Genomic DNA, 23,892 nt, shown 5'->3' on the forward strand with positions numbered 1-23,892 from the left:
CGCTTGCGAATGATTAATTATACGGAAGGAAGAGATTTGTGGTATTAACTGTAGTTAAAGATTTTGAAGATATGAAAAAAGATGTTGAAGAGGCAGGGAAATTTTTATTTAGTCAGAAGGTTTGGATGGATCTCGCAACGCTGGGACTTAGGATTCTTTTCATCGTCGTGCTCGCTGCCGTTGTCGTCAATGTAGGGAAAGCAATTATTGCCCGCATATTCAAAGTAAAACTGAAAGGTCCTTTACGACATTCGGAACGTAGGGAGAAGACATTGGTAAAGCTATTGCAAAATACGTTAGCCTATGTTGTCTACTTTTCAGCCATTTTAGCCGTCCTTTCCGAATTCTCGATAGATGTAAAAGGACTTCTTGCCGGGGCAGGCGTACTTGGTCTTGCCGTTGGTTTTGGTGCCCAGAGTCTAGTGAAAGATGTTATCACCGGATTTTTCATTATATTTGAAGATCAATTTTCGGTCGGGGATTATGTGCAAATTGGTGCCTCGGAAGGTATTGTAGAAGAAATCGGTTTGCGGACTACAAAGATAAAAAGTTACACAGGAGAAATTTCCATCCTGCCGAATGGGACAATCAGTCAAGTTGTCAATTACTCCATGGAAAACTCCTTAGCGATTGTCGACGTGACAATACCGTTTGATGTCGGTGTAGATAAGACGGAAAAAATGATTGAAGAGTACTTATCAACATTGTTTAAAGAGGATTCCGATTTTATTAATTCACCAAAATTGATCGGGGCCCACGACTTCACGGAAACAGACATGATTGTTAGGGTTATCGCGGAAACGAAACCAATGCGGCATTTTGATGGTGCGCGAACGATTAGTGTGGGATTGAAAAAGTATTTGGAGCAGCGTGGAATTGAAATTCCATATCCGACATTGGTGACGAAATCATTAACTGCCAGCTGATTGATTCAATGAAGAGAGGAACGTGTAATTTATATGGAAGCAAAAGTGTTTGGTTTGAATGATGTAGTGGAAATGAAAAAGCAACATCCATGTGGAACTAACGCGTGGAAAATCATTCGGATGGGAGCCGATATCCGCATTAAATGCGAAGGATGTGGTCACAGCGTCATGATTCCCCGCAATGAATTTACAAAGAAGATGAAAAAGGTTCTTGTTAAAGCCGAGTCTTGACCTTTCCGGGCTACGTGCACCGGTAGATGGACAACCGGGCCCGCTGTCCTTATAATGGAAGAGTTGCATACAGAGTGAATGAATGAACATATACATGAAAGGTTGTGGAACGAATGGCATTAACAGCTGGAATCGTCGGTCTACCAAACGTTGGGAAATCTACATTATTCAACGCGATTACAAAAGCGGGAGCAGAGGCGGCAAACTATCCGTTCTGTACAATTGATCCGAACGTCGGCATCGTGGAAGTTCCTGATGAAAGACTTGATAAACTGACAGAGCTTGTTACACCGAAAAAAACAGTGCCGACTGCATTTGAGTTTACGGATATTGCGGGGATTGTTGAAGGGGCAAGCAAAGGCGAAGGGCTAGGGAATAAATTTCTCATGCACATTCGTGAAGTAGATGCAATCTGTCAAGTCGTCCGCTGCTTCGTGGACGAAAATATCACGCATGTATCCGGTAAAGTCGATCCAATCGATGATATCGAGATCATCAATCTCGAATTGATTCTTGCGGATATGGAAAGTGTTGAAAAACGATTGGCACGCGTTACTAAAATGGTGAAACAAAAAGATAAAGTGGCAATGGCAGAAGAACCGATTCTGATTAAACTTAAAGAAGCGTTTGAAAATGAAATGCCCGCCAGATCTGTTGAATTTACGGATGAGGAATTCATTCTTGCCAAAGGGATGAACCTTCTTACGATTAAACCGATGCTTTATGTGGCAAACGTTTCAGAAGATGAAGTTGCAAATGCAGATGATAATGAAAACGTTAAAGCTGTTCGTGAATTTGCGGAAAAAGACAACGCACAAGTAATTGTTGTCTGTGCAAAAATCGAAGAAGAGATGGCTGAACTTGATGATGAGGAAAAAGCGATGTTCCTTGAGGAATTGGGCATCAAGGAGTCAGGTCTTGACCAACTCATCAAAGCGTCTTATAAACTGTTGGGCTTCGCAACCTACTTTACGGCAGGGGTACAGGAAGTCCGCGCTTGGACATTCCGCAAAGGGATGAAAGCACCGCAATGTGCAGGTATCATCCATACGGACTTCGAACGTGGCTTCATCCGTGCTGAAACAGTGGCATATGATGATTTAGTTGCAACGGGTTCGATGACCGCCGCTAAAGAAGCCGGCAAAGTCCGCCTCGAAGGAAAAGAATATATTGTCAAGGACGGCGACGTTATGCTGTTCCGTTTTAACGTGTAATAACGAAAAAATGCCACTCCGATATGTAACATTCCGGGGTGGCATTTTTTAATTACCAATTTTGTTCTCCAACCCAACCTTTTTTTCCGGCGTATAGGCATATAACTTGGGCAACTCGGGATCATCCTTTACAACCCAGTCATCCGGCAGCTCTTTTAATTCCTTATACATCGCAAAGTCGCCAGCAGCTCCGCCTATCAATAAAGCGGATAGGGTAATCAATAATCCGCTTCCGATGGAAAGGCCAATGATGGCTGGCAGGATACCGGTCATCCAAAAAGGCAGAAGCAATGCTTTCCGTATAGCCTGATTCGTCATAAGCTGGTTGGTCGTTGCATACGCAATTCCCATCTTCAAGTTGACCCCGACGACCATCCTCCTCCATGGGACACCTCCAAAAGCTCGAAAACCAAGCAGATGAAAAAACTCATGTAAGATGATCAGTAGGATATAGCCGACAATGAAATAAACAAAAGACCACCAACTGATTGAAAATGCAAAACCGCCGATTAAGAAAAATTTTAGAAACCACAATAAAACAAAGGCTCCACCAGTAAAAACCAAACTACGTTTTGCCACTTTCGGTAAATCGACCTCAATTATTTTATCGGGTTCGGGAAATTCATTCAAAAAGATCACCTCATTCTAAAAGTATACAATAAAATAGTTGAAACACGAACGATGTTATGATAACATGTACTGATGTGAGTAATATAATTACTTACTCCTTGCCCGCTGACATCAGCAGGGCCCAAGTCCATAAGGAGGTGACTACAGATGAGAAAGTACGAAATTATGTACATTATCCGCCCAACAGTAGAAGACGAAGCGAAAAAAGCGTTGATTGAACGTTTTGACGAAGTCCTTGTTTCTAACGGTGCGGAAAACATCGAGTCGAAAGAGTGGGGCAAGCGCCGTCTTGCTTACGAAATCGACGATTTACGTGAAGGTTTCTATCAGCTTATCAAGTTGAATGCTGAAACTAAAGCAATCGATGAATTTACACGTCTTGCGAACATCAACGAAGAAATCATTCGTCACATGGTCGTTCGTATCGAAGACTGATCCATATATGACTATAAACAGGTGAAACTTACAAAATGATGAGGGAGGTTGAATTCTGATGATTAACCGAGTTGTTTTAGTAGGGCGATTGACAAAGGATCCTGAGCTCAAGTATACACAAACCGGCATCGCTGTAACACGTTTTACGTTAGCAGTGAATCGTGCATTCCAAAACGCGTCAGGCGAAAGGGAAGCTGATTTTGTCAGTTGCGTAGCTTGGAGAAAACAGGCTGAGAATGTTGCTAACTTCTTGAGAAAAGGAAGTCTTGCCGGAGTGGATGGCCGTATTCAGACGGGCAGCTTTGAAGGACAAGATGGAAAGCGTGTTTATACAACCGAAGTTGTTGCAGATAGCACGCAATTTCTTGAGCCGCGCAACGCATCTGGCGACAATAGGTCGGGAGCTAGCACCGGAGCACCTTATCAAGGTTCTCAACAGGGCGGACAACCGAGCTATCAGAATCAGCAGCCAAATCAACAATACCAACAGCCTAACCAGCAAAACTATACACGTACTGACGATGATCCATTCTCGACAGGCGGAGGCCCGATCGAAGTATCGGACGACGACCTGCCGTTCTAAGATCGAATGCGTATAGTTAAACATTTATCAAAGAAAACGAGAAGGAGGGGAAACGCATATGGCACCACGTCGTGGAGGGAAAAGACGCCGTAAGGTTTGTTATTTCACATCAAACAACATTACAAAAATCGATTATAAAGATACTGACTTGCTTAAGAAATTCATTTCTGAGCGTGGGAAGATCTTACCTCGCCGTGTTACAGGTACAAGCGCGAAGTATCAGCGTAAACTGACACTTGCAATCAAACGCTCACGTATCATGGCACTTCTTCCATTCAGTTCGGAAGAAAGATAATTTTATTTTGATGAACCGCCTCGTCAAACCGGTACAACCGGGATGGGGGCGGTTTTTTTATACAATCGAATTAAGTACATACGTTCCACTTTTGGTCTAAATGCTAAAATCATGATACAATTAAAGCAACTGTCCATCGTTATAGTTCTGGACAGAGTAGTAATACAAGTGGATAGAACTTGTCGTCCAGCGATAGACCGGAGGAATCTATATTATGCAAGATAATGCTAGGAAAATTACGTACGGAGCGATGATGATAGCATTGTTTGCGGTCTTGCTTGCAGTATCGTTATATACACCGCTGATTGGCAATATCACGATGTTTTTCATTCCGTTGCCGATTATTCTTTATAGGCTGAAATATGATCGCGCTTCGTCGCTTCTCATGGCGGCAGCAGGTATCATGCTGTCTATGCTGATCGGTGGAATTCTGCTGTTACCGTTCGCATTCATCCACGGTATTATAGGATTCGTCGTCGGGGAAACAGTCAGGATGGGAAAAACAAAATTCTATATCTTTATGGCTACCGGACTCACATTGCTTCTAACGACGATTGTTATGTATGTCGGAGCCGTCTTATTATTCGGTTTCAATATGATTGATGAATTGCTGACAATCATGGAGGACAGCCAAGAACAAGTGAAGTCGATGATGGCCCGTTACGGGAGTCTACCGGATAATTATGATGAAGTTATTTCTTCAACATTTTTGGCTTATCAAAACACGATTCCCTCCATATTCATGATGAGTGTTTTCATGTTGGCATTCATCATCCTCACATTGAACCTGGGAGTCGCAAAACGACTTAAATTTGAAGTTCCAAAGTTCCCGCCGTTCCGGGAAATGAAATTACCTGTCATTACAGTGATTCTTTATGGAGCGATACTTCTAATTTCCCTTCTCATGGAAATGCAACCGGGGACGAATCTCTATTTGATTACTGGCAATGCCACTGTTATTTTAAGATTCCTGTTTCTATTGCAAGGTATTTCATTCATCCACTACTATATGAATGAAATGAAATCGCCGAAAGTAGTGACAGTCATTGCCACGATTTTTGCATTGCTGTTGACCCCGGTGACAACACTTATTGGGATACTTGATACGGGAGCGAATATACGTGCCTGGGTCAAAAAAGACAAGTCTAAGTAAGGGGATGGGACAATGACGTCGTTTTTTAGAAAAAGGGCAATACGTTATCCATTGACGGTATTGTCGATTCTGGGCGTAATGGCGGCAGTGCTCCTGCTCCTGACTCAGTTTTGGTCGGGACTGATTTTCTCCGTCCTATTTACAGCAGCAGCGGGAATTGCGTGGAAAGTTGAAGAGCAGACCTATATTGAAACAGAAAAACGCATAGAAACTTTATCATACAGAGTGAAGAAGGTCGGGGAAGAAGCGCTTCTTGAATTGCCAATTGGAATCATCTTGATCAACGATAAAAGTATCGTTGAGTGGGCGAATCCATATGCCGCAAAATTGTTCACGCAAACGGATTCTTTGATTGGTGATGAATTGTATGATCTGTCAGAACAATTCCGGTCGATTATTAAGAGTGATAATCCAGAAAACAATGTATTGACCGTAGGAGAACAGTCTTATAAGGTTTTTTACAAAGCGGAAGAGAAACTTATTTATCTGTTCGACATCACTGAGCAATTGGTGATGGAATCGCTATATTACGAAGATCGTACAGTACTCGGTATCATTCTTGTCGATAACTATGATGAACTTTCGCAGGCGATGGATGATCAGACGAGGAGCCAGCTCAATTCCCTCGTAACCTCACTAGTGAACAGATGGGGAATTGAAAATGGTATTTTTGTAAAAAGAATTGCAACGGACCGTTTTCTCGCGGTATCCAATGAAGCAACCTTGGCTGATCTGGAAAAAACAAAGTTCTCGATATTGGATGATATCCGCGAAACGACAGCCAAGCAGAGTACAGCTTTGACGCTCAGCATCGGTGTCGGCGTCGGATCGACCTCACTAATTGAATTAGGGGAACTGGCACAGTCCAGTCTCGATCTTGTCCTAGGACGCGGTGGCGACCAAGTGGCCATCAAGCGTTCTGATGGAAAGCTGAAGTTTTACGGCGGTAAAACAAACCCCGTTGAAAAAAGGACGAGAGTACGGGCGAGAGTCATTTCCCACGCTTTGCGAGACCTCATCCAAGGCAGTGATAAAGTATTTGTCATGGGCCATAAATTACCGGACATGGATGCAATCGGAGCAGCGATCGGCGTTCGGAAAATGGCCCGCATGAACAATGTGGAAGGCCATATCGTCGTTAACTTCAATGAGCTGGACGGAAGTGTCACCCGCTTAATGGACGAAATTAAGCGTGATACGGATCTGTTCAATCAGTTCATCACACCTGATGAGACGCTCGCGATGATGACGGAGAAGTCATTGATTATCGTAGTGGATACGCATAAACCTAGTATGGTCATTGACGAACGTGTCCTCGGCAAGGCAGAAAAGGTGGTTGTCATCGATCACCATCGCCGCGGGGAAGAATTCATAAATAATACGATGCTTGTCTATATGGAGCCTTATGCATCATCCACTGCAGAGCTGGTCACTGAATTGATCGAATACCAGCCGAAACATGAAAAGCTCACGATGCTTGAATCGACAGCACTCCTGGCAGGTATTATCGTTGATACAAAGAGCTTCACGCTACGAACAGGGTCCAGGACATTTGAAGCTGCTTCCTATTTGCGGACAAATGGAGCGGATACCATACTCGTCCAACGACTCTTAAAAGAGGATATCGATACGTACGTTCAGCGGGCTAAATTGATTGAGACGGTTGAATTGTCCAATGATGGTGTTGCAATCGCAAAAGGGCAGGGACAGACTGTGTATGGCACAGTCCTGATTGCCCAAACTGCCGACATTCTTCTTACAATGCAAGGCGTTGCGGCGTCCTTTGTCATTGCAGCCCGTGCAGATGGTAAAATCGGTATAAGCGCCCGTTCACTTGGTGAATTGAATGTTCAACTCATCATGGAGGAACTCGGTGGAGGCGGTCATTTGACAAATGCAGCATGTCAGCTTGACGTCGAATCAGTCGAAGAAGCGGAAGAAATGCTGAAGACCGTATTAACAACAAAAATTGAAAGGGGAAATTCATTATGAAAGTAATCTTTTTGAAAGACGTTAAAGGTGTAGGAACTAAAGGTGACATGAAAGAGGTATCGGTAGGTTACGCACAAAACTTCCTGCTGAAAAACAAATTGGCTGTCGAAGCGACACCAGGTAATATTAGCAGGCTTGAAGGCCAACAGAAACGGGCCGAGAAGGACGCTGCGGAAGAATTGGCGGAAGCGAGAGTGTTGAAAGAACAGATTGATAAAATTACGGTTGAAATGAAAGCGAAGTCGGGCGAAGGCGGCAGACTGTTCGGATCGATTACAACAAAACAGATTGCGGAAGCATTGCATAAAACGGAAGGCATTAAAGTGGACCGCCGTAAAATGGAATTACCTGACGCAATTCGTGCACTAGGTTTCACGAATGTGCCTGTAAAGATCCATCCGGACGTTACAGCAACATTCAAGGTACATGTTGTAGAAGAATGATAAGGAGATTGAATAGATGAACCAGATGATCGATCGCATCCCACCACATAATAACGAAGCGGAACAGTCGGTCATAGGGGCGATATTCCTCGAGCCGCAGGCACTCATAACGGCGGCTGAACTTCTCATGCCGGAAGATTTTTATCGGATGGCGCATGAAAAAATCTTCCAAACGATGATTAACCTGAGCGATAAAGGACAGGCGATAGATGTCGTGACGGTGACGGAGGAACTATCCGCCAAAAAAGAACTAGAGGATGTCGGTGGTATTTCGTATTTAACGGAAATTGCCAACTCAGTTCCTACAGCGGCGAATATTGTGCATTACGCGCGTATCGTCGAAGAGAAAGCCCTTCTGCGGCGCCTCATCCGCGTTGCCACGTCAATCGTTGAGGATGGCTTTGCAAGGGAAGACGAAGTGGAAGCCCTCCTCTCAGAAGCGGAAAAGAAGATGATGGAAGTTTCCAACCGGAAAAATGCCGGTGATTTCCGTCATATTAAAGACGTTCTCGTGGAAACGTATGACAACATCGAACTTCTTCATACGCAGAAAGGGGACGTCACGGGTATCCCGACAGGTTTCCGTGATCTGGACAAAATCACAGCCGGTTTCCAGCGCAACGACCTAATCATTGTCGCTGCGCGTCCTTCTGTTGGTAAAACGGCATTCGCATTGAACGTCGCACAAAATGTCGCAACTAAAACAGACGAAAACGTTGCTATCTTCAGTTTGGAGATGGGGGCGGAACAGCTTGTCATGCGGATGCTATGCGCAGAAGGGAATATTGATGCCCAAGTACTACGGACAGGCGCCCTGGAGGCGGAAGATTGGCGGAAATTGACGATGGCGATGGGCAGTCTTTCAAATGCCGGAATTTTCATCGATGATTCCCCCGGTATCCGGGTCAATGACATCCGTTCAAAATGCCGTCGCTTGCAACAGGAGCACGGACTGGGCATGATTATGATCGATTACATGCAATTAATTGTAGGTAGCGGCAGCAAGCCGGGTGAAAACCGTCAACAGGAAGTCTCGGAAATTTCCCGATCGTTGAAGGCACTCGCAAGGGAACTGAAAGTGCCGGTAATTGCACTTTCCCAGCTATCCCGTGGTGTCGAGCAGCGTCAGGATAAGCGCCCGATGATGTCCGATCTCCGGGAGTCAGGGAGTATCGAGCAAGATGCGGATATCGTTTCGTTTCTATACCGGGAAGACTATTATGATAAAGAAACTGAAAACCAGAATATGATTGAAATCATCATTGCAAAACAACGGAACGGTCCGACAGGCACAGTTACCCTTGCTTTTGCAAAGGAATATAACAAGTTTGTCAATATCGACTGGAGCCAGCACGAATCATCCGACTATTAAAAAACACGAGCATTGCGAGTTCATGAACTCCATATGTTCGTGTTTTTTTCTATTCTTGATGAATCGGACTATGATTTGAGAAATAGGTGTGAGTGTAAAACGATATAAAAAAGCAGTTAGCGAAGAGACAAATCGGCCTTGAATTTTAGGGGGATGGCGATATTTGGATGCAATTCTACAAATTCATTACAATTTCCAATAAAATAACAAGTGATGTATAGGATATGTTAGATTAGAGAAGCGTGAAAAAATCATACGTAAAAATGCTCTATAATCGGTCTTCCGATTGAACTATGGAAGGAGTCTCCTATATGTTTTTCAATAGAAATAAACAAGACGAAACAAAAAATATATGCCAGCACATGAATCGACCGTTCATAAAAGTACAAAAGGTCTTCATCATTACAATGATACTAGCGACTCTAGGGATGAATTCAGTTTTTGCAAATGAAGTGGAAAATGAAAAACTCTTGACGGTATTCCATATCTATTCAGAGGGGGAATATATGGGGGTAATATCCGATGAAGCAAAACTTGAAAAAGTGAAAGAAATAGAACTGCAAAAAGCAGCCTCTGAATTTGAGGATCTTCCGCTTGTAATAGGAACTGAATTATCGGTTATTCCGGAACGGGTATTCACCGAGGCAACCGAAGACGGCGTGGTCCTTGAAAAAGTTCATGAAATGCTATCCGTTGAAGCGGAAGCAGTCGGTGTTGCAATTGAAGGAGAACTGGCATTTTACGTCAACGACATGGACACATACTATGAAATGATTCGTAAACTGAAGCTACAATCCGTCACTGACAAAGAACTAACCGAATTCGAAGCCCGCAAGTCGTCTTCTGAATCCATACCCCCACTTAAGGAAAATGAAACCCGTATAATGGACATCGTCATAAGCAGTGATATACAAGCGATAGATGGGAAAACATCCCCCGAAGAGGTAAGAACCGCAGAAGAAGCAATCGCACTTCTTAACAAAGGGAAACTTGATGTTAAAAAGTATAGTGTCAAAGTTGGAGACGTACTTGGCACGATTGCTGCAACTCACGACATGACCGAGGCTCAGCTGATGGAACTGAATCCGGGCATTACGCCGGCTACGACCCTGGGGCTAGGCAACGAGCTGAATGTTACAGCCCTAGAACCATACGTCGAAGTTGAGGTTCTATATGAAGCAAAGAGGAAAGAAAGGATCGAACACAAAAACCAAACCGAAAAAGACAATTCATTATATAAAGGCGAAAAGAAAGTAATCCGTAAAGGTTCGGATGGTGAAAAAGTAGTTACGGAACTAATCCGTAAACAAGATGGCAAGATTATTGGGAAATCTGCATCAGAAGAAAAAATTATTGTCGAAGCAATAGACAAAGTGACAGTCATCGGAACGAAAGTAATCCCTTCAAGGGGATCAGGCACATTCATCTGGCCTGCAACCGGGGGGTATATTTCCAGTCATATGGGTACTCGCTGGGGAAGAGCGCATCAAGGAATCGACATCGCGCGCCCATCATCCTATGGAATTAAAGCAGCGGATAATGGGGTCGTCACAACGGCAGGAAAGCACAGCACCTATGGCAATCGAGTTATTATCACACATAACAACGGTTATGAAACGCTCTATGCCCATCTCTCTTCCATTGATGTTCGTGTAGGACAAACAGTGCCACAGGGAACGAAAATAGGCGTCATGGGATCTACTGGACGTTCCACAGGCGTACATCTTCACTTTGAAGTGTTTAAAAATGGAACAAATATCAATCCCATGAACGTGTTAAGATAAATAGACAACTAAGGACGGTACACAATGTTGTACCGTCTTTTTCATAGTTTTTTCGACAATTTTCGGTGAATATTGCCCGGGAAATAGCTTAGGCAATAGTGTGTCCACAAAAAAGATAACCTTGAGCATTCATGCATAATGACAGGAGATACGTGCGAACTGACGGGAAGAATGATAGAGTAAAAGAACACCGAAAGCGGCGCCAACAGGGCGAGAAGGAGAAGAGAAAAATGCAAGATAAAGTAATCTTGATTGTTGATGATGAAAAGCCAATTGCAGATATACTCGAATTTAACCTTAAAAAAGAGGGTTTCACTGTTTTCTGTGCATATGATGGAGAAGAAGCACTTGAAAAAGTGGAAGAAGTGAAACCAGACCTTATGCTTCTAGATATTATGCTTCCAAAAAGAGATGGCATGGAAGTGTGTCGCGAAATCCGTAAAAAGTATGACTTTCCGATTATCATGCTGACGGCGAAGGACTCTGAAATAGACAAAGTGCTTGGATTGGAGCTTGGGGCAGACGATTATGTCACAAAACCATTCGGAACACGTGAACTTATCGCCCGGGTGAAAGCGAATTTACGAAGACATATGAAGTTGGTAGAAGAAGAGCAAGAAGGCGTGACGAATGATATTACAGTTGGCAACCTTATTGTTCAGCCGGATGCCTACCTCGTATTAAAAAGAGATGAAAAAATTGAACTGACGCATCGGGAATTTGAACTCCTGCATTATCTCTCAAAACATATCGGACAAGTGATGACGCGTGAGCATTTATTGCAGACGGTATGGGGCTATGATTACTTCGGAGATGTACGGACAGTGGATGTCACGATTCGCCGTTTGCGTGAAAAGATTGAAGATACACCAAGTCATCCGACGTGGATTGTGACGCGACGTGGAGTGGGCTATTACTTGCGTGATCCGGAACAGGAGTAACAATCATGCAAAAAGTCGGTTTTTTTCGATCAATCCACGTTAAATTTGTTTTGATCTATGTGATGCTCATTCTAATTGCAATGGAGATAATCGGACTTTACTTTGCACGTGAACTTGAAGAAAAATTGAAAACAAATTTCACGACATCGATTACTGACAGAATGAGTTTGATTGAATTCAGTGTACGAGAAGAAATGATAAAGAAACGTGCCCCGGACGACCCGTTGACACTTGAGGCAAGTCTTCAGGGCGTCCTTTCGGGTTTCCCTTCGGAGGATATCAATGAAATCAGGGTTATTAATGCTGGAAAGATCATTCTTGCAACATCAGCTCTCGATAAGCAACAATCATTGGTGGGACAACGTTCTACGGACGACATCGTAAGGAAGTCCTTGGCATCGAAAACCCCGCAGGATATCATCTATCTCGACCGGAAAACAAGAAATCGGATTTTGGCCCGTGCAACGCCTTTCACTCACGACGGTGAAGTGATAGGAACGCTATATCTTGAAGCAGATATTGAAAAAGTCTTTACACAAATTGATGAAGTCAATCAGATCTTAGCTGGCGGAGTGGCTGTTTCGTTGACGATTACAATTATTCTCGGCATTTTAATCGCGCAGACGATGACAAGACCGATATCGGATATGAGGCGTCAAGCGCAGGCGATGGCGAAAGGGAATTTTTCGAGAAAAGTACGTGTCTATGGAAATGATGAATTGGGACAGCTTGCAATTGCCTTCAACCATTTAACGAACCAGTTGCAGGAATCTCAGTCATCAACCGAAGGAGAACGGAGAAAACTGGCATCTGTATTGGAAAACATGACCGATGGCGTCATTGCGACCGACCGTAAAGGGCGTGTTAGTCTCATTAATGACTCGGCACTTCTGATGCTCAGACTGACACGTGATCTAGTCTTGAACAGACCGATTACCAGCATTCTAGGACTTGAACAGGAATACGCTTTTGAAGATTTAATCCAAATAAAAGATTCGATTGCCTTAGATTTCAGTACGAATGAACAGCCCTATATTCTAAGAGCCAATTTCTCCGTCACACAAAGAGAGACCGGATTTGTTAATGGTCTTATTGTTGTTTTACATGATAATACGGAGCAAGAGAAAATAGATATGGAGAGACGGGAGTTTGTTTCAAACGTATCGCATGAATTACGGACACCGCTGACGACAATGCGTAGTTATTTGGAGGCACTTGCCGATGGGGCTTGGAAGAACGAAGAAATTGCTCCATCCTTCCTTCACGTAACGCAGACTGAAACGGAGCGAATGATCCGGCTCGTTAATGACTTATTGAAGTTATCCCGAATGGACAGCAGAGATTATGATTTGAATAAGGAATGGGTTGAATTCAATTATTTCTTCAATTCAATCATAGAACGATTTGAATTTTCGAAGTCTCAAGAAGTACAGTTCGTGCGTCTCCTGTCCACCACGGAACTGTTTGTTGAAATCGATACTGATAAGATGACGCAAGTTCTGGATAATATTATATCGAATGCATTGAAGTATTCGCCGGATGGCGGAAATGTCCGTTTTGGCGTCACGACCTCCGATGACTTCATCAAGGTAATGATTTCGGACGACGGATTGGGCATACCGCAAGCAAACGTCACGCGTATTTTTGACAGGTTCTATCGAGCGGATCGTGCAAGGTCACGCGCGATGGGCGGTACAGGGTTAGGCCTAGCAATTGCCCGCGAAATGATCATGGCGCATGGCGGGGAAGTATGGGCGGAAAGTGAAGAAGGAAAAGGGACGACGATTTTCTTTACGCTGCCGTTCGAATTTCAAGAGGACGGTGAGTGGGATTGAAATACATTGAAAGTATCAAATCTATAGTACTTACTCTACTGGTTGCCTTAAGTATCGTATTGACCTTTTCCATTTGGACATACACACCACGTTATGAAACGATTGCACCATTATCACCCGTAGATATGGCGATTGCCGATAAAAAGACAATCCCCGAAATTATTAAACCATACAAAACGGTATTCAATATAGATGATGTATTGAGAGGAACAACTGATCCGACCGATATTGATGGTTTTATTGAGGAATTATCGAAATGGAAAATATCAAATATTGCACCGGTGAACAGTAATTTCGACACAAAGCATCTAAATACCTTATTGCGGAAAAAGAACCAGTTTACATTATATTTTCATGGGGAGGTCCCCCTGAATTTGTATGATAACGTCTTGAACATCGAAGGATCGATTCCAACAGTACCAGAGGTTTCTTTCGATCGGATTATCATTGATTGGAATACGAATACTGTCGAAATGGATATTTATTTTGTCAGCAGGGCGAACAAGAAGCTTTATAGTGCAAAAGTGAAACCCGAAGATCAACGGAGTTTCCAGTATTCTATTGTGACGGAAGGACGCGGGCTTGCCAAGTATATAGAGGTGAATCCCGGTGGATCTATCTATATCGCAGTTCCGTCAGAGCCTGTGGAAACAATAAAATATACATTTATTGAGGATGTAATTCCCCCAAATAAGTTCCGCGATGTGTTATTTAGCGATCCGAATGCAGTACGTAGCAACAAGGTGGGAACCAACACGGAAGAACTTGGGGACAATCATGCAAGAATGAAAATAGATAAATATAATAAGAAGTTCGATTATGATTATCCCACTGCTGCAATCCATGAACTTGCGATTCCATCCGAGTTGCTGGAAAATACGATCAACTTCGTAAACCAGCACGGCGGCTGGACCGACGAGTTCAGATACACATATATGAATCCCGCATCACGGATTGTCAGATTCCGATTATTTCTAGAGGGCCTTCCCGTTTATACTGATTCCAGTTCCTCAACTGAAATTGTTGAGCAATGGGGGGATAAACGGATATTCAGCTATAAAAGACCTTACTACCGAATTGACTGGTCAACCTATTACAATAAAACAACTGAAACGCTTATATCAGGTATTGAGGTTGCTGAAAAGCTAAAGGAACTGGACAAGTTGGATCTTGATACCGTAGATGAAATTGCACCGGGTTATTTTATGAAACGTAATATTGAAAAAGGGAATATCATAATGGAACCGGCATGGTTCTACCTGGTGAAAGGGAATAACAGTGACAATTGGCACCGCTTTTCGCCTGTGAGCTCAGGAGGTGAGCTACTTGGATTGGAATAAAACGAAAACGATATTCATTATCGTGTTTTCCATCGTGAATATATTTCTCTATTCACTTTATGTAAATAAGCTCATAGAGGCGGAAAGTGTTCAAGTGATGTGGAAAACGCCAATCGAGGAAATACTGAAGATGGATAATATCACGTATGATGAACTGCCACCATATAAAAACGATCCATTTTACGTTTCCGCAAAGCCTCTACTTTTTACTGATGAACAGGTAGAGAAACTAGAAAACCAAGTTGGCATAATTGTAGATGAAACACTCCTCCAATCAACAATGAAAGAGCCGGTCAGCATATTGAATGCAAAAGGTGATTTTGATTTTACGGAATTTATTTCGGATTATGTACTGGATGGGGCAGAGTATATGCTTTGGGAACTGGATAAGGATGAAGGACGGGCTTTGTTTTTCCAAAAAGTTGTCGACGATCCGATATACTATAGCCGAAACGCAGCGTTGACAATCTATTGGAATAAGAATGGGAAAGTAACAAATTACGAGCAAAGCATGCTTGGGGAATTCGATAGTTTTAATCGTAAAAATGATCTTCTATCTCCTATCGAAGCAATCGGGAATTTGTATTCACTTGGACATTTGAAAAAAGATTACAAAGTGAAACATATGACGCTCGGTTATTCCAGCCTCGTTCAAGTGACGGAAACTCAAGTGTTTGCCCCGACATGGCATATTCGTGTAGAATTGAAGGATGGTGAAAGGGAGGATTACTTCATCAATGCGATTGATGGTATGGTGATAGAGTTTCAGCCTGAACCATCTGAAGAAGAGAAAGAATAAGGAGTTTTTACAATGCGTTTTAGTGTTCTCGCAAGCGGCAGTAGCGGCAATGCGGTATTTATAGAGAACGATGAACATACATTTCTGGTGGATGCCGGTTTCAGTGCGAAGAAGATGGATAGTTTAGTCGAAGGCATTGGGCGTTCAATGAAACAAGTTGATGGTATTTTCGTAACACATGAACATAGCGACCATATAAAAGGAATTGGCGTAGTTGCTCGGAAATACGGGATTCCAATTTATGCAAATGAAAAGACCTGGCAGGCGATGGATGGCCTTGTTGGAAATATACCACTTGATCAGCGCTTTCAATTTGACATGGAAACGGTGAAATCATTTGGTTCACTAGACGTCCAGTCTTTTGCCGTCTCGCATGATGCAGCGGATCCAATGTTTTACGTTTTCCATGAGAACGGCCGGAAACTTGCAGTCATTACGGATACGGGTTATGTAAGCGATCGGATGAAAGGTTTCATCCGCGGTGCAGATGCATTTGTATTTGAAAGCAATCACGACGTCAGTATGCTGCAGGTGGGACGTTATCCGTGGTCTGTCAAACGACGGATTCTCAGTGATGTAGGACATGTATCGAATGAAGATGCTGCAGTTGCAATCAGCGAAGTGGTGGAGCAAAAAGAGACGAAAATCTATCTCTCACATTTGAGCAAAGATAATAATATGAAAGACCTTGCAAGGATGAGTGTTACACAGACTTTGGAAACATGCGGTATCATTACAGGTGAATTCGTTCATCTTCATGATACGGATGCCGATCAGCCGACTGAACTAGTTACAGTATAGAAATCAGGCATTGAAACTTAGCTCAAGGGATTTTATTTACATTCCTCGAGCTAAGTTTTTTTTGAAATGATTAAAATAGGGTAAGGTAATATACAAAGGCACTTTCAGGAAGGGAGAAGCATATGGACGAATTCAATCAAAATCCATCTAATAGGGAGCCTGGACATTCTGTGCCGGAAAATCCAACGAAACCGGGTCCGAGGCGACCTAAAAAGAGAGGCGGCTTTTTGCCGGCGCTACTTGGTGTTGCCGTCGGCGCTTTGCTGGTATGGTTTATCATGCAAGGCGGCAATGGTGAAGAGGAACGGTCGCTAGCTAATGACTCGAAACAGGAAGTCGGAGTTCAAACCGAACGGGTATCTTTCGATATGAATAATGATATAACAGACATCGTTGGAAAAGTGGCAGATTCGGTTGTCGGTGTAACGAATCTGCAGACAGTTCGCGATCCCTGGTCGCCCGTGGAAAAGACAAGGGAGACAGGTTCAGGTTCGGGCGTCATTTATAAGAAACAAGGCGACAAAGCGTATATTGTTACGAACCACCATGTCGTAGAAGGTGCACAAGAACTTGAAATTACATTCGACGATGGTTCGAAGACAGCGGGGAAACTCGTTGGCGGTGATATGTGGACAGACTTGGCTGTTATTGAAATTGACGCGAAAGTCGTTAAGACAGTCATCGAATTTGGAGATTCGGATGCTCTGAAACGCGGAGAACCGGTCATTGCAATCGGCAATCCGCTCGGTCTTGGTTTTTCGGGTTCTGTTACAGTTGGTGTGGTATCCGGAAAAGATCGTTCCATTCCAATCGATTTTGACGAGAACGGGACAATAGACTGGTTTGCGGATGTGTTGCAAACGGATGCAGCCATTAATCCCGGGAACTCAGGCGGCGCACTCATCAATCTCGCAGGGCAGCTCATCGGCATCAACTCCATGAAAATATCGGAAGCGACGGTTGAAGGAATAGGCCTTGCGATTCCAGTCAATCTTGCGTTACCTATCATTGATCAGCTTGAAAAGTTCGGGAAGGTGAACCGTCCGACGATGGGAGTAACTTTGCTAGATCTACGGAGTATTCCAGCAGAACAGCAGCGGGACATGCTCAAATTGCCGGCAACTGTAACGGACGGAGTAGTTATCAATGAAGTCATGAATAACTCGGCAGCCGAAAGTGCCGGGGTTAAGCAATATGACGTCATCGTTGAAATGGATGGAGAAAAAATTGAAGACATGGTCAGCCTGCGTAAACATCTGTATAATGCGAAGGATGTGGGGGACACGATGCAAATGAAAGTGTATCGTGACGGCAAGCTACTTGAAATTGAAATGATTTTAAAAGATGGCAATTCATTTTAACTAGATGACATTACACACAAATTACCGCTGAAACTTATCCACAACAGGTATAATAGCTAATGAACAGCTATTATACCTGTTTTTTTAATGTATTCGCGTTTTGTGGATAAATCTAAATATTTGTGCATAACTTTGTGCAAAAGAAAAAGGACGAAAGTAGGGATGAAAATGAAGATATATAGCTGTGAAACCCATATAAATCACGCACTTGACATTTTTGTAGCGGAGCAAGGAAGTTTTCCGATTATGGAATCTATGCTGGATGGAGAAAAGTTATCCACATCGTGTACCTATTGTGAAGAGGTTGCATTATATGTTGTGGGGAACGAATAGTCGGACACAATATGTAGATAAATCCTGTGGATATGTGCATAAGTTTTGTTTATAACAAATTAAAAAGGGTGGACAACTTGTGAATATTACAATTGTGACGGTAGGAAAACTAAAAGAGAAGTACTTAAAAATGGGTATTGATGAATTTTCAAAACGGCTTGGCGCCTATGCAAAAGTTAATTTGGTTGAAGTGGCGGATGAAAAAGCACCTGAATCATTAAGTGATGCTGATATGGAAATTGTGAAGAGAAAAGAAGCGGATCGGATTTTGGCGAAAGTAGGGACGGATGCTTATGTAATTGCTCTTGCAATTGAAGGGAAGATGAAGACATCGGAAGAGTTAGCAGTGGATTTAGAGTCGTTGATGACATATGGGCGGAGTAAGGTGGCTTTCATCATCGGAGGATCACTCGGGCTGCATGACAGTGTAATAAAACGGTCGGATGAATTGTTATCCTTTTCAAAGATGACATTCCCGCATCAGATGATGAAGCTCATATTGCTGGAGCAGGTGTATAGGGCTTTCAGGATTATGAAAGGCGAACCGTATCATAAGTAAATAAGATTTTTGATGTCTTTGGGACGTTCAAATTTATAAGTAACTGGGTGTACATTATGATTGTTTGGCTGCCTGTGCAAGGATTGTGTTAACTGAATAATATCATGAACAGGTAGCCGAATTTAAATCCGTGTTCATAACTTCTCACTTTTAAGACAAGCTATATAAAAAGAGAAAGGTGATCGAATGGATAATAATAATGGATTAGGTGATTCACAGTATGAATAAACCCTTCACACCACAGCTTGTCTATTTTGAGCCCAATGCACTTGACTATCCGCTTGGAAAAGAACTAAAGGAAAAGTTCGAAAAAATGGGGATTGAAACGCGCTTTACGACTTCACATAATCAAATTCGGGATTTGCCAGGTGATACGGACGCTCAAAAATATCGTATCGCAAAATCTACCTTAGTCGTAGGCATTCGAAAAACGTTGAAATTCGATACGTCCAAGCCTTCAGCCGAATATGCAATCCCCCTTGCAACAGGGTGTATGGGGCATTGTCATTATTGTTATTTGCAAACGACGATGGGCAGCAAACCGTATATTCGAACTTACGTAAACGTGGAGGAGATTTTCGAAGCGGCTGATCGCTACATCGAAGAACGTGCACCTGAGATTACCCGGTTCGAAGCTGCGTGTACATCCGACATTGTGGGAATTGACCATTTGACGCATTCATTAAAAAGAGCAATTGAACATATTGGTCAAACAGAACTAGGTAGGCTTCGTTTTGTGACGAAATTCCATTTTGTCGACCATTTACTGGATGCCAAGCATAATGGCAATACGCGATTCAGATTTAGCGTTAACGCTGATTATGTTATTAAAAACTTCGAGCCTGGCACTTCACCTCTGAATAAAAGAATCGAGGCTGCAGGGAAAGTGGCAAGAGCCGGATACCCACTAGGCTTTATCGTTGCTCCCATTTACCTTCATGAAGGCTGGGAGGAAGGCTACCGCCACTTGTTTGAGCGCCTTGACGAGGAATTGCCGCAAGATGCAAGAGAGGATATTACATTTGAATTCATTCAACACCGATTCACGAAGCCCGCGAAAAGAGTGATTGAAAAGAACTACCCAAAGACAAAATTGGAGTTAGATGAAGATAAAAGACGCTACAAATGGGGCAAGTATGGAATTGGCAAGTATATTTACCAAAAGGACGAAGAGGATGATATAAAATCTCATCTATATGGCTATATGGAAAAGTACTTTCCGAATGCGAAGTTGGAGTATTTTACTTGAGCAGTCAAAAAAAGCGTAAGGGCACGGAGGGAACTGTGGCTTAACGCTTTTTTTGGCCTAAAAACCCTTTCTTTGTAATTAAAAATGTATGAAAAAAAGGTTTTGGTAAAAGATAAGTACGAAATACGAAGGAGGAGTTATTGAATGAGTATGCTTTCCCGAATCGCGCTAGCTCTAGTTATTATCGGTGGACTTAACTGGGGTTTGATTGGGTTTTTTCAGTTTGATTTAGTTGCATCGTTATTTGGTGGTCAAGATGCACTCTTGTCTAGGGTGGTCTATGGTCTAGTCGGGTTAAGTGCCCTGCTATGTCTCGGTCTGTTGTTTAAGCCTGACGAAGAGATCGAAACGGTTACCGACCGACATTCACGTTTCTCCAATCCTAATTTAGGCACAGAATTTGGCGAGGAGCCGGATTTCAGGAAAGAGCGGGACGCTGAGAAGAAAAAGGCGAACCGTGGCATGAATGATGTAGAGTGATTGCAACAAGAAAACAGCCACCTGATTTCAGGTGGCTGTTTTCTTGTTATTCAACGGTTCCTGTAAAGTCTTCGAGAGCGTCCTGCCAAATGGTTACGCCTTGGCTCATTGCGGAACCGCCACCTAGTGCCGCAGCGACTCCGATTGCCTCCATCATTTCTTCCTCAGTACTACCAGCATCCAGGCAACCCTTTGTATGGTAGACGATGCAATATTCGTTATGAGCATGCACGCTGATGGCGAGTGCAATTAGCTGTTTGTCTTTCTGATTCAATTTGCCGTCTTCGAAACACGACTCAGTGAAAGCATGAAACGTCTTTGCTACATCCGGTAATTTTTCTGCGAAATTGCCCATTCCAACTTTATACTCCTGTAGTACGGCTTCCGTATACGTAATTTCCTCCATATAGCACCCTCCTGTTCGAGGGTAGTATATGTTAAACGGAGGAAGGCATGCATTGTTTTTAAGACAATTTTCTTATTTGGCTATATATGTTTATTTAATACCTTACATACTATGAGGCTCGGTGCTTGCCCGCGGAAAGCATCCTCCGGAAGTGGAAATCAACAACAAGATTTGATAATGAAAAAGCTGACTTAAAGGGGGGTTCTCTTACAAACCATCTATGTCTAGGTACAATTAGTTTTCAATGCTTCCAAATCGTTTTATTAATTGATCGTACTAATTAAAGCCCTTGCCTTTGGATCACCCTATTTATTTTGATGTTTGTATAACTTCGTGAAACTTATTTAATTCTTCTATTATATTCAATGCAATTTATGTAATATAGGGAGTACAGGAATAAAGTTGAAAATAGCATGTAGGTCTTTATTATTAACTGGAATTTATAATGTTAATTTTATTATGCCTATGCCTATGACTGGGGGCCGTGTGAATGTTAAGGGAACAGACGAGATATTCTAGGCTTGCGGATATAACAAAAATAATAAATACAAAGTTAGAACTGAGTGAAGTATTACAGCGTGTAACAACGGCAATTTCTGAAGAGATTGTTCAATGTAATTCTGTTGGTATTTTTTTACCCCGTGAGGATGGAACATTCAGAGGAGTTGCAGGAAAACCAGAAATCATGAATGGTGAAACTCTCAATACGCAGATAATTGATCCTGAAATAGACTTACTGGCCAGAGAAGTTATTAAAACTAAAAAAACGATTTACATACCTGATACCTCAAAGGATAATCGGCCGGATCCCAGATCAGTCGAAGCCTTCAAAATTAAATCCTTATTAGCCCTGCCTATCTCGTTCGAGCAAGAGTTATTTGGTCTAGTTTTTTTATTTGATTACGGAACGCCAATGAACTTAACAGAGTCAGAAATTCAAAGTGTTGAAGCTTATGTAAATATGGCTGCAGTCGCAATTCAGAATGCAAAAAATTTAACACAAAAGGAAAACCTAATTGCCGAAAAGCAGCTGTTGCTTAAAGTTACTCGTGATTTATCGATGTGTTCCTCAATACAGGAAAGTCTTGATAAATGTTTTTTTCACTTAGGAAAGATTTTAAACAGCAAAAATATTGCTGCCCACCTCCTAGACCCGTTAGATAAAAAATCAATTAAAGTAACGAAGGTAAGTAAAGACTGTGATTGGATAGAAGCAGATTGGATTGAGACCCTAAAAAACATAAGAATTGACCAAAGCTATGAATCCATGATCCAAGAGGCTATTAATACGAAAAATGTAATTCTTACCCCGAATGTAGATGGTAAGGGTCTACTTATGATTCCACTGGTTTCAATGGGAGAAGTTTTAGGTGTAATAGCGGTTGTCAATTTAGAGGGGAAAACTCCCACCTATCATGAATCCCAAATTCAACTTGCACAATCTATAGTTGATGCCACAGCCCCTACGTTTTCAAACTTGTTATATATGGACCAACTTGAAAACATGGTGGAAGAGCGAACAAGGGAATTAGCTACTGCTAATGAAAAAGTTACAAGTGTTATTGAAAGTATTACGGATGGATTCTTTGCTTTGAATAAAGAATGGGAATTTACGTACTTAAATAAACATCAATATTTACCACAAAGAAAAACGGCAAAAGATGTATTGGGCAAGAATATATGGGAGGTATTCCCGAAAAGCGTGGATACATTCATGTATAAAGAGTTTCATCGTGCAATGTCAGAACGAGTTACAGTACATTTCGAAATCCCCTCTACCTCTGACGAATATTGGCACGAAGTAATTGCTTACCCGTATGACGAGGGGATCTGTTGTCTTTTTAAAGATATAACGGAAAAAAAGAAATATGAGAAGGAATTGAAAAGGTTATCCAACTTAGAGTTAATAGGGCAAATGGCAGCAGGTATCAGCCATGAGATAAGAAATCCAATGACAACGGTACGAGGATTCTTGCAGTTATTAAAAAAAGAGGACAACGTTGGAAAATATAATAACTACTTTAATTTAATGATTGAAGAGCTTGACCGTGCCAATTCTATTATTACTGAATTTCTCTCAATAGGTAATACGAAGAAATCCGATTTACAGATGTTAGATTTAAATTCAATTATCCATGATATTACTCCATTAATAAAGATTGATGCATATAATCAAAATAAATTTATTCAAGTCGATACTAAAGACATTCCAGAATTACATTTAAATCGGAATGAGATACGGCAATTATTAATAAACCTATACCGTAATGGGTTAGAAGCGATGAGACCAGGGAAAGTTCTATTCATCAGCACTTACATGGAAGAGGAAAACTGTGTGGTTCTTGCGGTGCGAGATCAGGGAAAAGGTATTAGGCCCGAACTAGTAGAGAAATTGGGCACCCCATTCTACACTACCAAAGATAATGGAACTGGCTTGGGATTAGGCATATGTTATGCCATTGCTGCTCGTCATAATGCGAAAGTTGACATTCAAACAGGATTAGAAGGCACTACCTTTTTTATTAAATTTCATTATGAAAACAATGGACAACAACTTCATTTAGATTAGTCATGGTGAATCGTATCATAAGTAACTAGGGTCGCTTATTTAGTTTGAAATGCCGATATAATAGCATTCTAAAAGAAAAGGAGAAAGCTTGATATACGAAGCCTTCTCCCTTTTTTATGTTATATAAAGTGGTTATATGGTTATGCTTTAATAACTATTTA

Annotated in this window: 24 protein-coding genes; 22 read left to right on the plus strand and 2 right to left on the minus strand. The window is 42.1% G+C overall.

Features of this window, described 5'->3' with window-relative positions; all coding sequences use genetic code 11:
* Positions 1-38: 38 nt before the first annotated feature.
* The 3 genes from HDC33_RS11630 (at position 39) to ychF (ending at position 2,371) form a co-directional block, all read left to right on the plus strand.
* On the plus strand, positions 39-926 hold the full coding sequence (locus tag HDC33_RS11630; protein ID WP_370457470.1) for a mechanosensitive ion channel family protein: 888 nt from the start codon (positions 39-41) through the stop codon (positions 924-926).
* Between the two features lie 33 nt (positions 927-959).
* The gene (locus HDC33_RS11635; protein WP_179392754.1) at positions 960-1,157 is read left to right on the plus strand and encodes a DUF951 domain-containing protein; all 198 of its coding nucleotides are present in this window, start codon (positions 960-962) and stop codon (positions 1,155-1,157) included.
* Between the two features lie 113 nt (positions 1,158-1,270).
* Positions 1,271-2,371: a redox-regulated ATPase YchF gene (gene ychF / locus HDC33_RS11640; protein WP_179392755.1), complete on the plus strand. Its 1,101-nt coding sequence runs from the start codon at positions 1,271-1,273 to the stop codon at positions 2,369-2,371.
* Between the two features lie 48 nt (positions 2,372-2,419).
* Here ychF and HDC33_RS11645 read toward each other — a convergent pair whose 3' ends face one another.
* Positions 2,420-3,001, minus strand: coding sequence for a DUF3267 domain-containing protein (locus tag HDC33_RS11645; RefSeq protein ID WP_179392756.1), 582 nt, complete (start codon positions 2,999-3,001; stop codon positions 2,420-2,422).
* Positions 3,002-3,148: 147 nt separating this feature from the next.
* Between HDC33_RS11645 and rpsF the strand changes: the two genes are divergently transcribed.
* The 18 genes from rpsF to HDC33_RS11735 all read left to right on the plus strand — a co-directional run bounded on the left by rpsF (position 3,149) and on the right by HDC33_RS11735 (position 20,756).
* On the plus strand, positions 3,149-3,436 hold the full coding sequence (rpsF, locus tag HDC33_RS11650) for a 30S ribosomal protein S6 (protein ID WP_179392757.1): 288 nt from the start codon (positions 3,149-3,151) through the stop codon (positions 3,434-3,436).
* A gap of 58 nt (positions 3,437-3,494) precedes the next feature.
* Positions 3,495-4,019, plus strand: coding sequence for a single-stranded DNA-binding protein (ssb, locus tag HDC33_RS11655; protein WP_179392758.1), 525 nt, complete (start codon positions 3,495-3,497; stop codon positions 4,017-4,019).
* 58 nt (positions 4,020-4,077) lie between these two features.
* On the plus strand, positions 4,078-4,314 hold the full coding sequence (gene rpsR, locus HDC33_RS11660; RefSeq protein ID WP_179392759.1) for a 30S ribosomal protein S18: 237 nt from the start codon (positions 4,078-4,080) through the stop codon (positions 4,312-4,314).
* A gap of 214 nt (positions 4,315-4,528) precedes the next feature.
* Positions 4,529-5,467, plus strand: coding sequence for a YybS family protein (locus HDC33_RS11665; RefSeq protein ID WP_179392760.1), 939 nt, complete (start codon positions 4,529-4,531; stop codon positions 5,465-5,467).
* Between the two features lie 12 nt (positions 5,468-5,479).
* Complete coding sequence (locus tag HDC33_RS11670) at positions 5,480-7,459, plus strand: DHH family phosphoesterase (RefSeq protein ID WP_179392761.1); 1,980 nt, start codon at positions 5,480-5,482, stop codon at positions 7,457-7,459.
* Positions 7,456-7,902, plus strand: coding sequence for a 50S ribosomal protein L9 (gene rplI / locus HDC33_RS11675; RefSeq protein WP_179392762.1), 447 nt, complete (start codon positions 7,456-7,458; stop codon positions 7,900-7,902). The genes HDC33_RS11670 and rplI overlap by 4 nt, the downstream gene beginning before the upstream one ends.
* A gap of 16 nt (positions 7,903-7,918) precedes the next feature.
* A complete protein-coding gene (dnaB, locus tag HDC33_RS11680) occupies positions 7,919-9,274 on the plus strand; it encodes a replicative DNA helicase (RefSeq protein ID WP_179392763.1) in 1,356 nt (451 codons plus the stop codon).
* Positions 9,275-9,585: 311 nt separating this feature from the next.
* Positions 9,586-11,058 (plus strand): LysM peptidoglycan-binding domain-containing M23 family metallopeptidase, encoded by a 1,473-nt coding sequence (locus HDC33_RS11685; protein WP_179392764.1) that lies wholly within the window; start codon positions 9,586-9,588, stop codon positions 11,056-11,058.
* 230 nt (positions 11,059-11,288) lie between these two features.
* A complete protein-coding gene (gene yycF, locus HDC33_RS11690; protein WP_179392765.1) occupies positions 11,289-11,999 on the plus strand; it encodes a response regulator YycF in 711 nt (236 codons plus the stop codon).
* Between the two features lie 5 nt (positions 12,000-12,004).
* The gene (walK, locus tag HDC33_RS11695; RefSeq protein WP_179392766.1) at positions 12,005-13,834 is read left to right on the plus strand and encodes a cell wall metabolism sensor histidine kinase WalK; all 1,830 of its coding nucleotides are present in this window, start codon (positions 12,005-12,007) and stop codon (positions 13,832-13,834) included.
* Positions 13,825-15,174, plus strand: a complete 1,350-nt coding sequence (locus HDC33_RS11700; RefSeq protein ID WP_179392767.1) for a YycH family regulatory protein — start codon at positions 13,825-13,827, stop codon at positions 15,172-15,174. Before walK ends, HDC33_RS11700 begins: the two co-directional genes overlap by 10 nt.
* Positions 15,161-15,973: a two-component system regulatory protein YycI gene (locus HDC33_RS11705; protein WP_179392768.1), complete on the plus strand. Its 813-nt coding sequence runs from the start codon at positions 15,161-15,163 to the stop codon at positions 15,971-15,973. Before HDC33_RS11700 ends, HDC33_RS11705 begins: the two co-directional genes overlap by 14 nt.
* Positions 15,974-15,985: 12 nt before the next feature.
* Positions 15,986-16,774: an MBL fold metallo-hydrolase gene (locus HDC33_RS11710; RefSeq protein ID WP_179392769.1), complete on the plus strand. Its 789-nt coding sequence runs from the start codon at positions 15,986-15,988 to the stop codon at positions 16,772-16,774.
* Between the two features lie 122 nt (positions 16,775-16,896).
* Positions 16,897-18,135, plus strand: coding sequence for a S1C family serine protease (locus tag HDC33_RS11715; protein ID WP_179392770.1), 1,239 nt, complete (start codon positions 16,897-16,899; stop codon positions 18,133-18,135).
* 168 nt (positions 18,136-18,303) lie between these two features.
* On the plus strand, positions 18,304-18,468 hold the full coding sequence (locus HDC33_RS11720; RefSeq protein ID WP_179393133.1) for a CxxH/CxxC protein: 165 nt from the start codon (positions 18,304-18,306) through the stop codon (positions 18,466-18,468).
* Between the two features lie 79 nt (positions 18,469-18,547).
* Positions 18,548-19,027: a 23S rRNA (pseudouridine(1915)-N(3))-methyltransferase RlmH gene (rlmH, locus tag HDC33_RS11725; protein WP_179392771.1), complete on the plus strand. Its 480-nt coding sequence runs from the start codon at positions 18,548-18,550 to the stop codon at positions 19,025-19,027.
* A 220-nt stretch (positions 19,028-19,247) separates the two neighbouring features.
* Positions 19,248-20,276, plus strand: coding sequence for a spore photoproduct lyase (gene splB / locus HDC33_RS11730; RefSeq protein WP_179392772.1), 1,029 nt, complete (start codon positions 19,248-19,250; stop codon positions 20,274-20,276).
* 144 nt (positions 20,277-20,420) lie between these two features.
* Positions 20,421-20,756, plus strand: a complete 336-nt coding sequence (locus HDC33_RS11735) for a DUF378 domain-containing protein (RefSeq protein WP_179392773.1) — start codon at positions 20,421-20,423, stop codon at positions 20,754-20,756.
* A gap of 46 nt (positions 20,757-20,802) precedes the next feature.
* Here the strand turns inward: HDC33_RS11735 and HDC33_RS11740 are convergent, their stop codons facing one another.
* A complete protein-coding gene (locus HDC33_RS11740; RefSeq protein ID WP_179392774.1) occupies positions 20,803-21,162 on the minus strand; it encodes a carboxymuconolactone decarboxylase family protein in 360 nt (119 codons plus the stop codon).
* Positions 21,163-21,652: 490 nt separating this feature from the next.
* Between HDC33_RS11740 and HDC33_RS11745 the strand changes: the two genes are divergently transcribed.
* Complete coding sequence (locus HDC33_RS11745; protein ID WP_179392775.1) at positions 21,653-23,731, plus strand: GAF domain-containing protein; 2,079 nt, start codon at positions 21,653-21,655, stop codon at positions 23,729-23,731.
* Positions 23,732-23,892: the final 161 nt, after the last annotated feature.

This window comes from Sporosarcina sp. JAI121 (genome assembly GCF_013408665.1).
In the GTDB taxonomy this organism is placed as follows: domain Bacteria; phylum Bacillota; class Bacilli; order Bacillales_A; family Planococcaceae; genus Sporosarcina.

Bases quoted from the DNA above. Each gene is read 5' to 3' on its own strand.
- HDC33_RS11635 (WP_179392754.1), top strand. From the start codon at position 960: ATGGAAGCAAAAGTGTTTGGTTTGAATGATGTAGTGGAAATGAAAAAG.
- ychF (WP_179392755.1), top strand. From the start codon at position 1,271: ATGGCATTAACAGCTGGAATCGTCGGTCTACCAAACGTTGGGAAATCT.
- rpsF (WP_179392757.1), top strand. From the start codon at position 3,149: ATGAGAAAGTACGAAATTATGTACATTATCCGCCCAACAGTAGAAGAC.
- ssb (WP_179392758.1), top strand. From the start codon at position 3,495: ATGATTAACCGAGTTGTTTTAGTAGGGCGATTGACAAAGGATCCTGAG.
- rpsR (WP_179392759.1), top strand. From the start codon at position 4,078: ATGGCACCACGTCGTGGAGGGAAAAGACGCCGTAAGGTTTGTTATTTC.
- HDC33_RS11665 (WP_179392760.1), top strand. From the start codon at position 4,529: ATGCAAGATAATGCTAGGAAAATTACGTACGGAGCGATGATGATAGCA.
- HDC33_RS11670 (WP_179392761.1), top strand. From the start codon at position 5,480: ATGACGTCGTTTTTTAGAAAAAGGGCAATACGTTATCCATTGACGGTA.
- rplI (WP_179392762.1), top strand. From the start codon at position 7,456: ATGAAAGTAATCTTTTTGAAAGACGTTAAAGGTGTAGGAACTAAAGGT.
- dnaB (WP_179392763.1), top strand. From the start codon at position 7,919: ATGAACCAGATGATCGATCGCATCCCACCACATAATAACGAAGCGGAA.
- HDC33_RS11685 (WP_179392764.1), top strand. From the start codon at position 9,586: ATGTTTTTCAATAGAAATAAACAAGACGAAACAAAAAATATATGCCAG.
- yycF (WP_179392765.1), top strand. From the start codon at position 11,289: ATGCAAGATAAAGTAATCTTGATTGTTGATGATGAAAAGCCAATTGCA.
- walK (WP_179392766.1), top strand. From the start codon at position 12,005: ATGCAAAAAGTCGGTTTTTTTCGATCAATCCACGTTAAATTTGTTTTG.
- HDC33_RS11710 (WP_179392769.1), top strand. From the start codon at position 15,986: ATGCGTTTTAGTGTTCTCGCAAGCGGCAGTAGCGGCAATGCGGTATTT.
- HDC33_RS11715 (WP_179392770.1), top strand. From the start codon at position 16,897: ATGGACGAATTCAATCAAAATCCATCTAATAGGGAGCCTGGACATTCT.
- HDC33_RS11720 (WP_179393133.1), top strand. From the start codon at position 18,304: ATGAAGATATATAGCTGTGAAACCCATATAAATCACGCACTTGACATT.
- splB (WP_179392772.1), top strand. From the start codon at position 19,248: ATGAATAAACCCTTCACACCACAGCTTGTCTATTTTGAGCCCAATGCA.
- HDC33_RS11735 (WP_179392773.1), top strand. From the start codon at position 20,421: ATGAGTATGCTTTCCCGAATCGCGCTAGCTCTAGTTATTATCGGTGGA.
- HDC33_RS11740 (WP_179392774.1), bottom strand. From the start codon at position 21,162: ATGGAGGAAATTACGTATACGGAAGCCGTACTACAGGAGTATAAAGTT.
- HDC33_RS11745 (WP_179392775.1), top strand. From the start codon at position 21,653: ATGTTAAGGGAACAGACGAGATATTCTAGGCTTGCGGATATAACAAAA.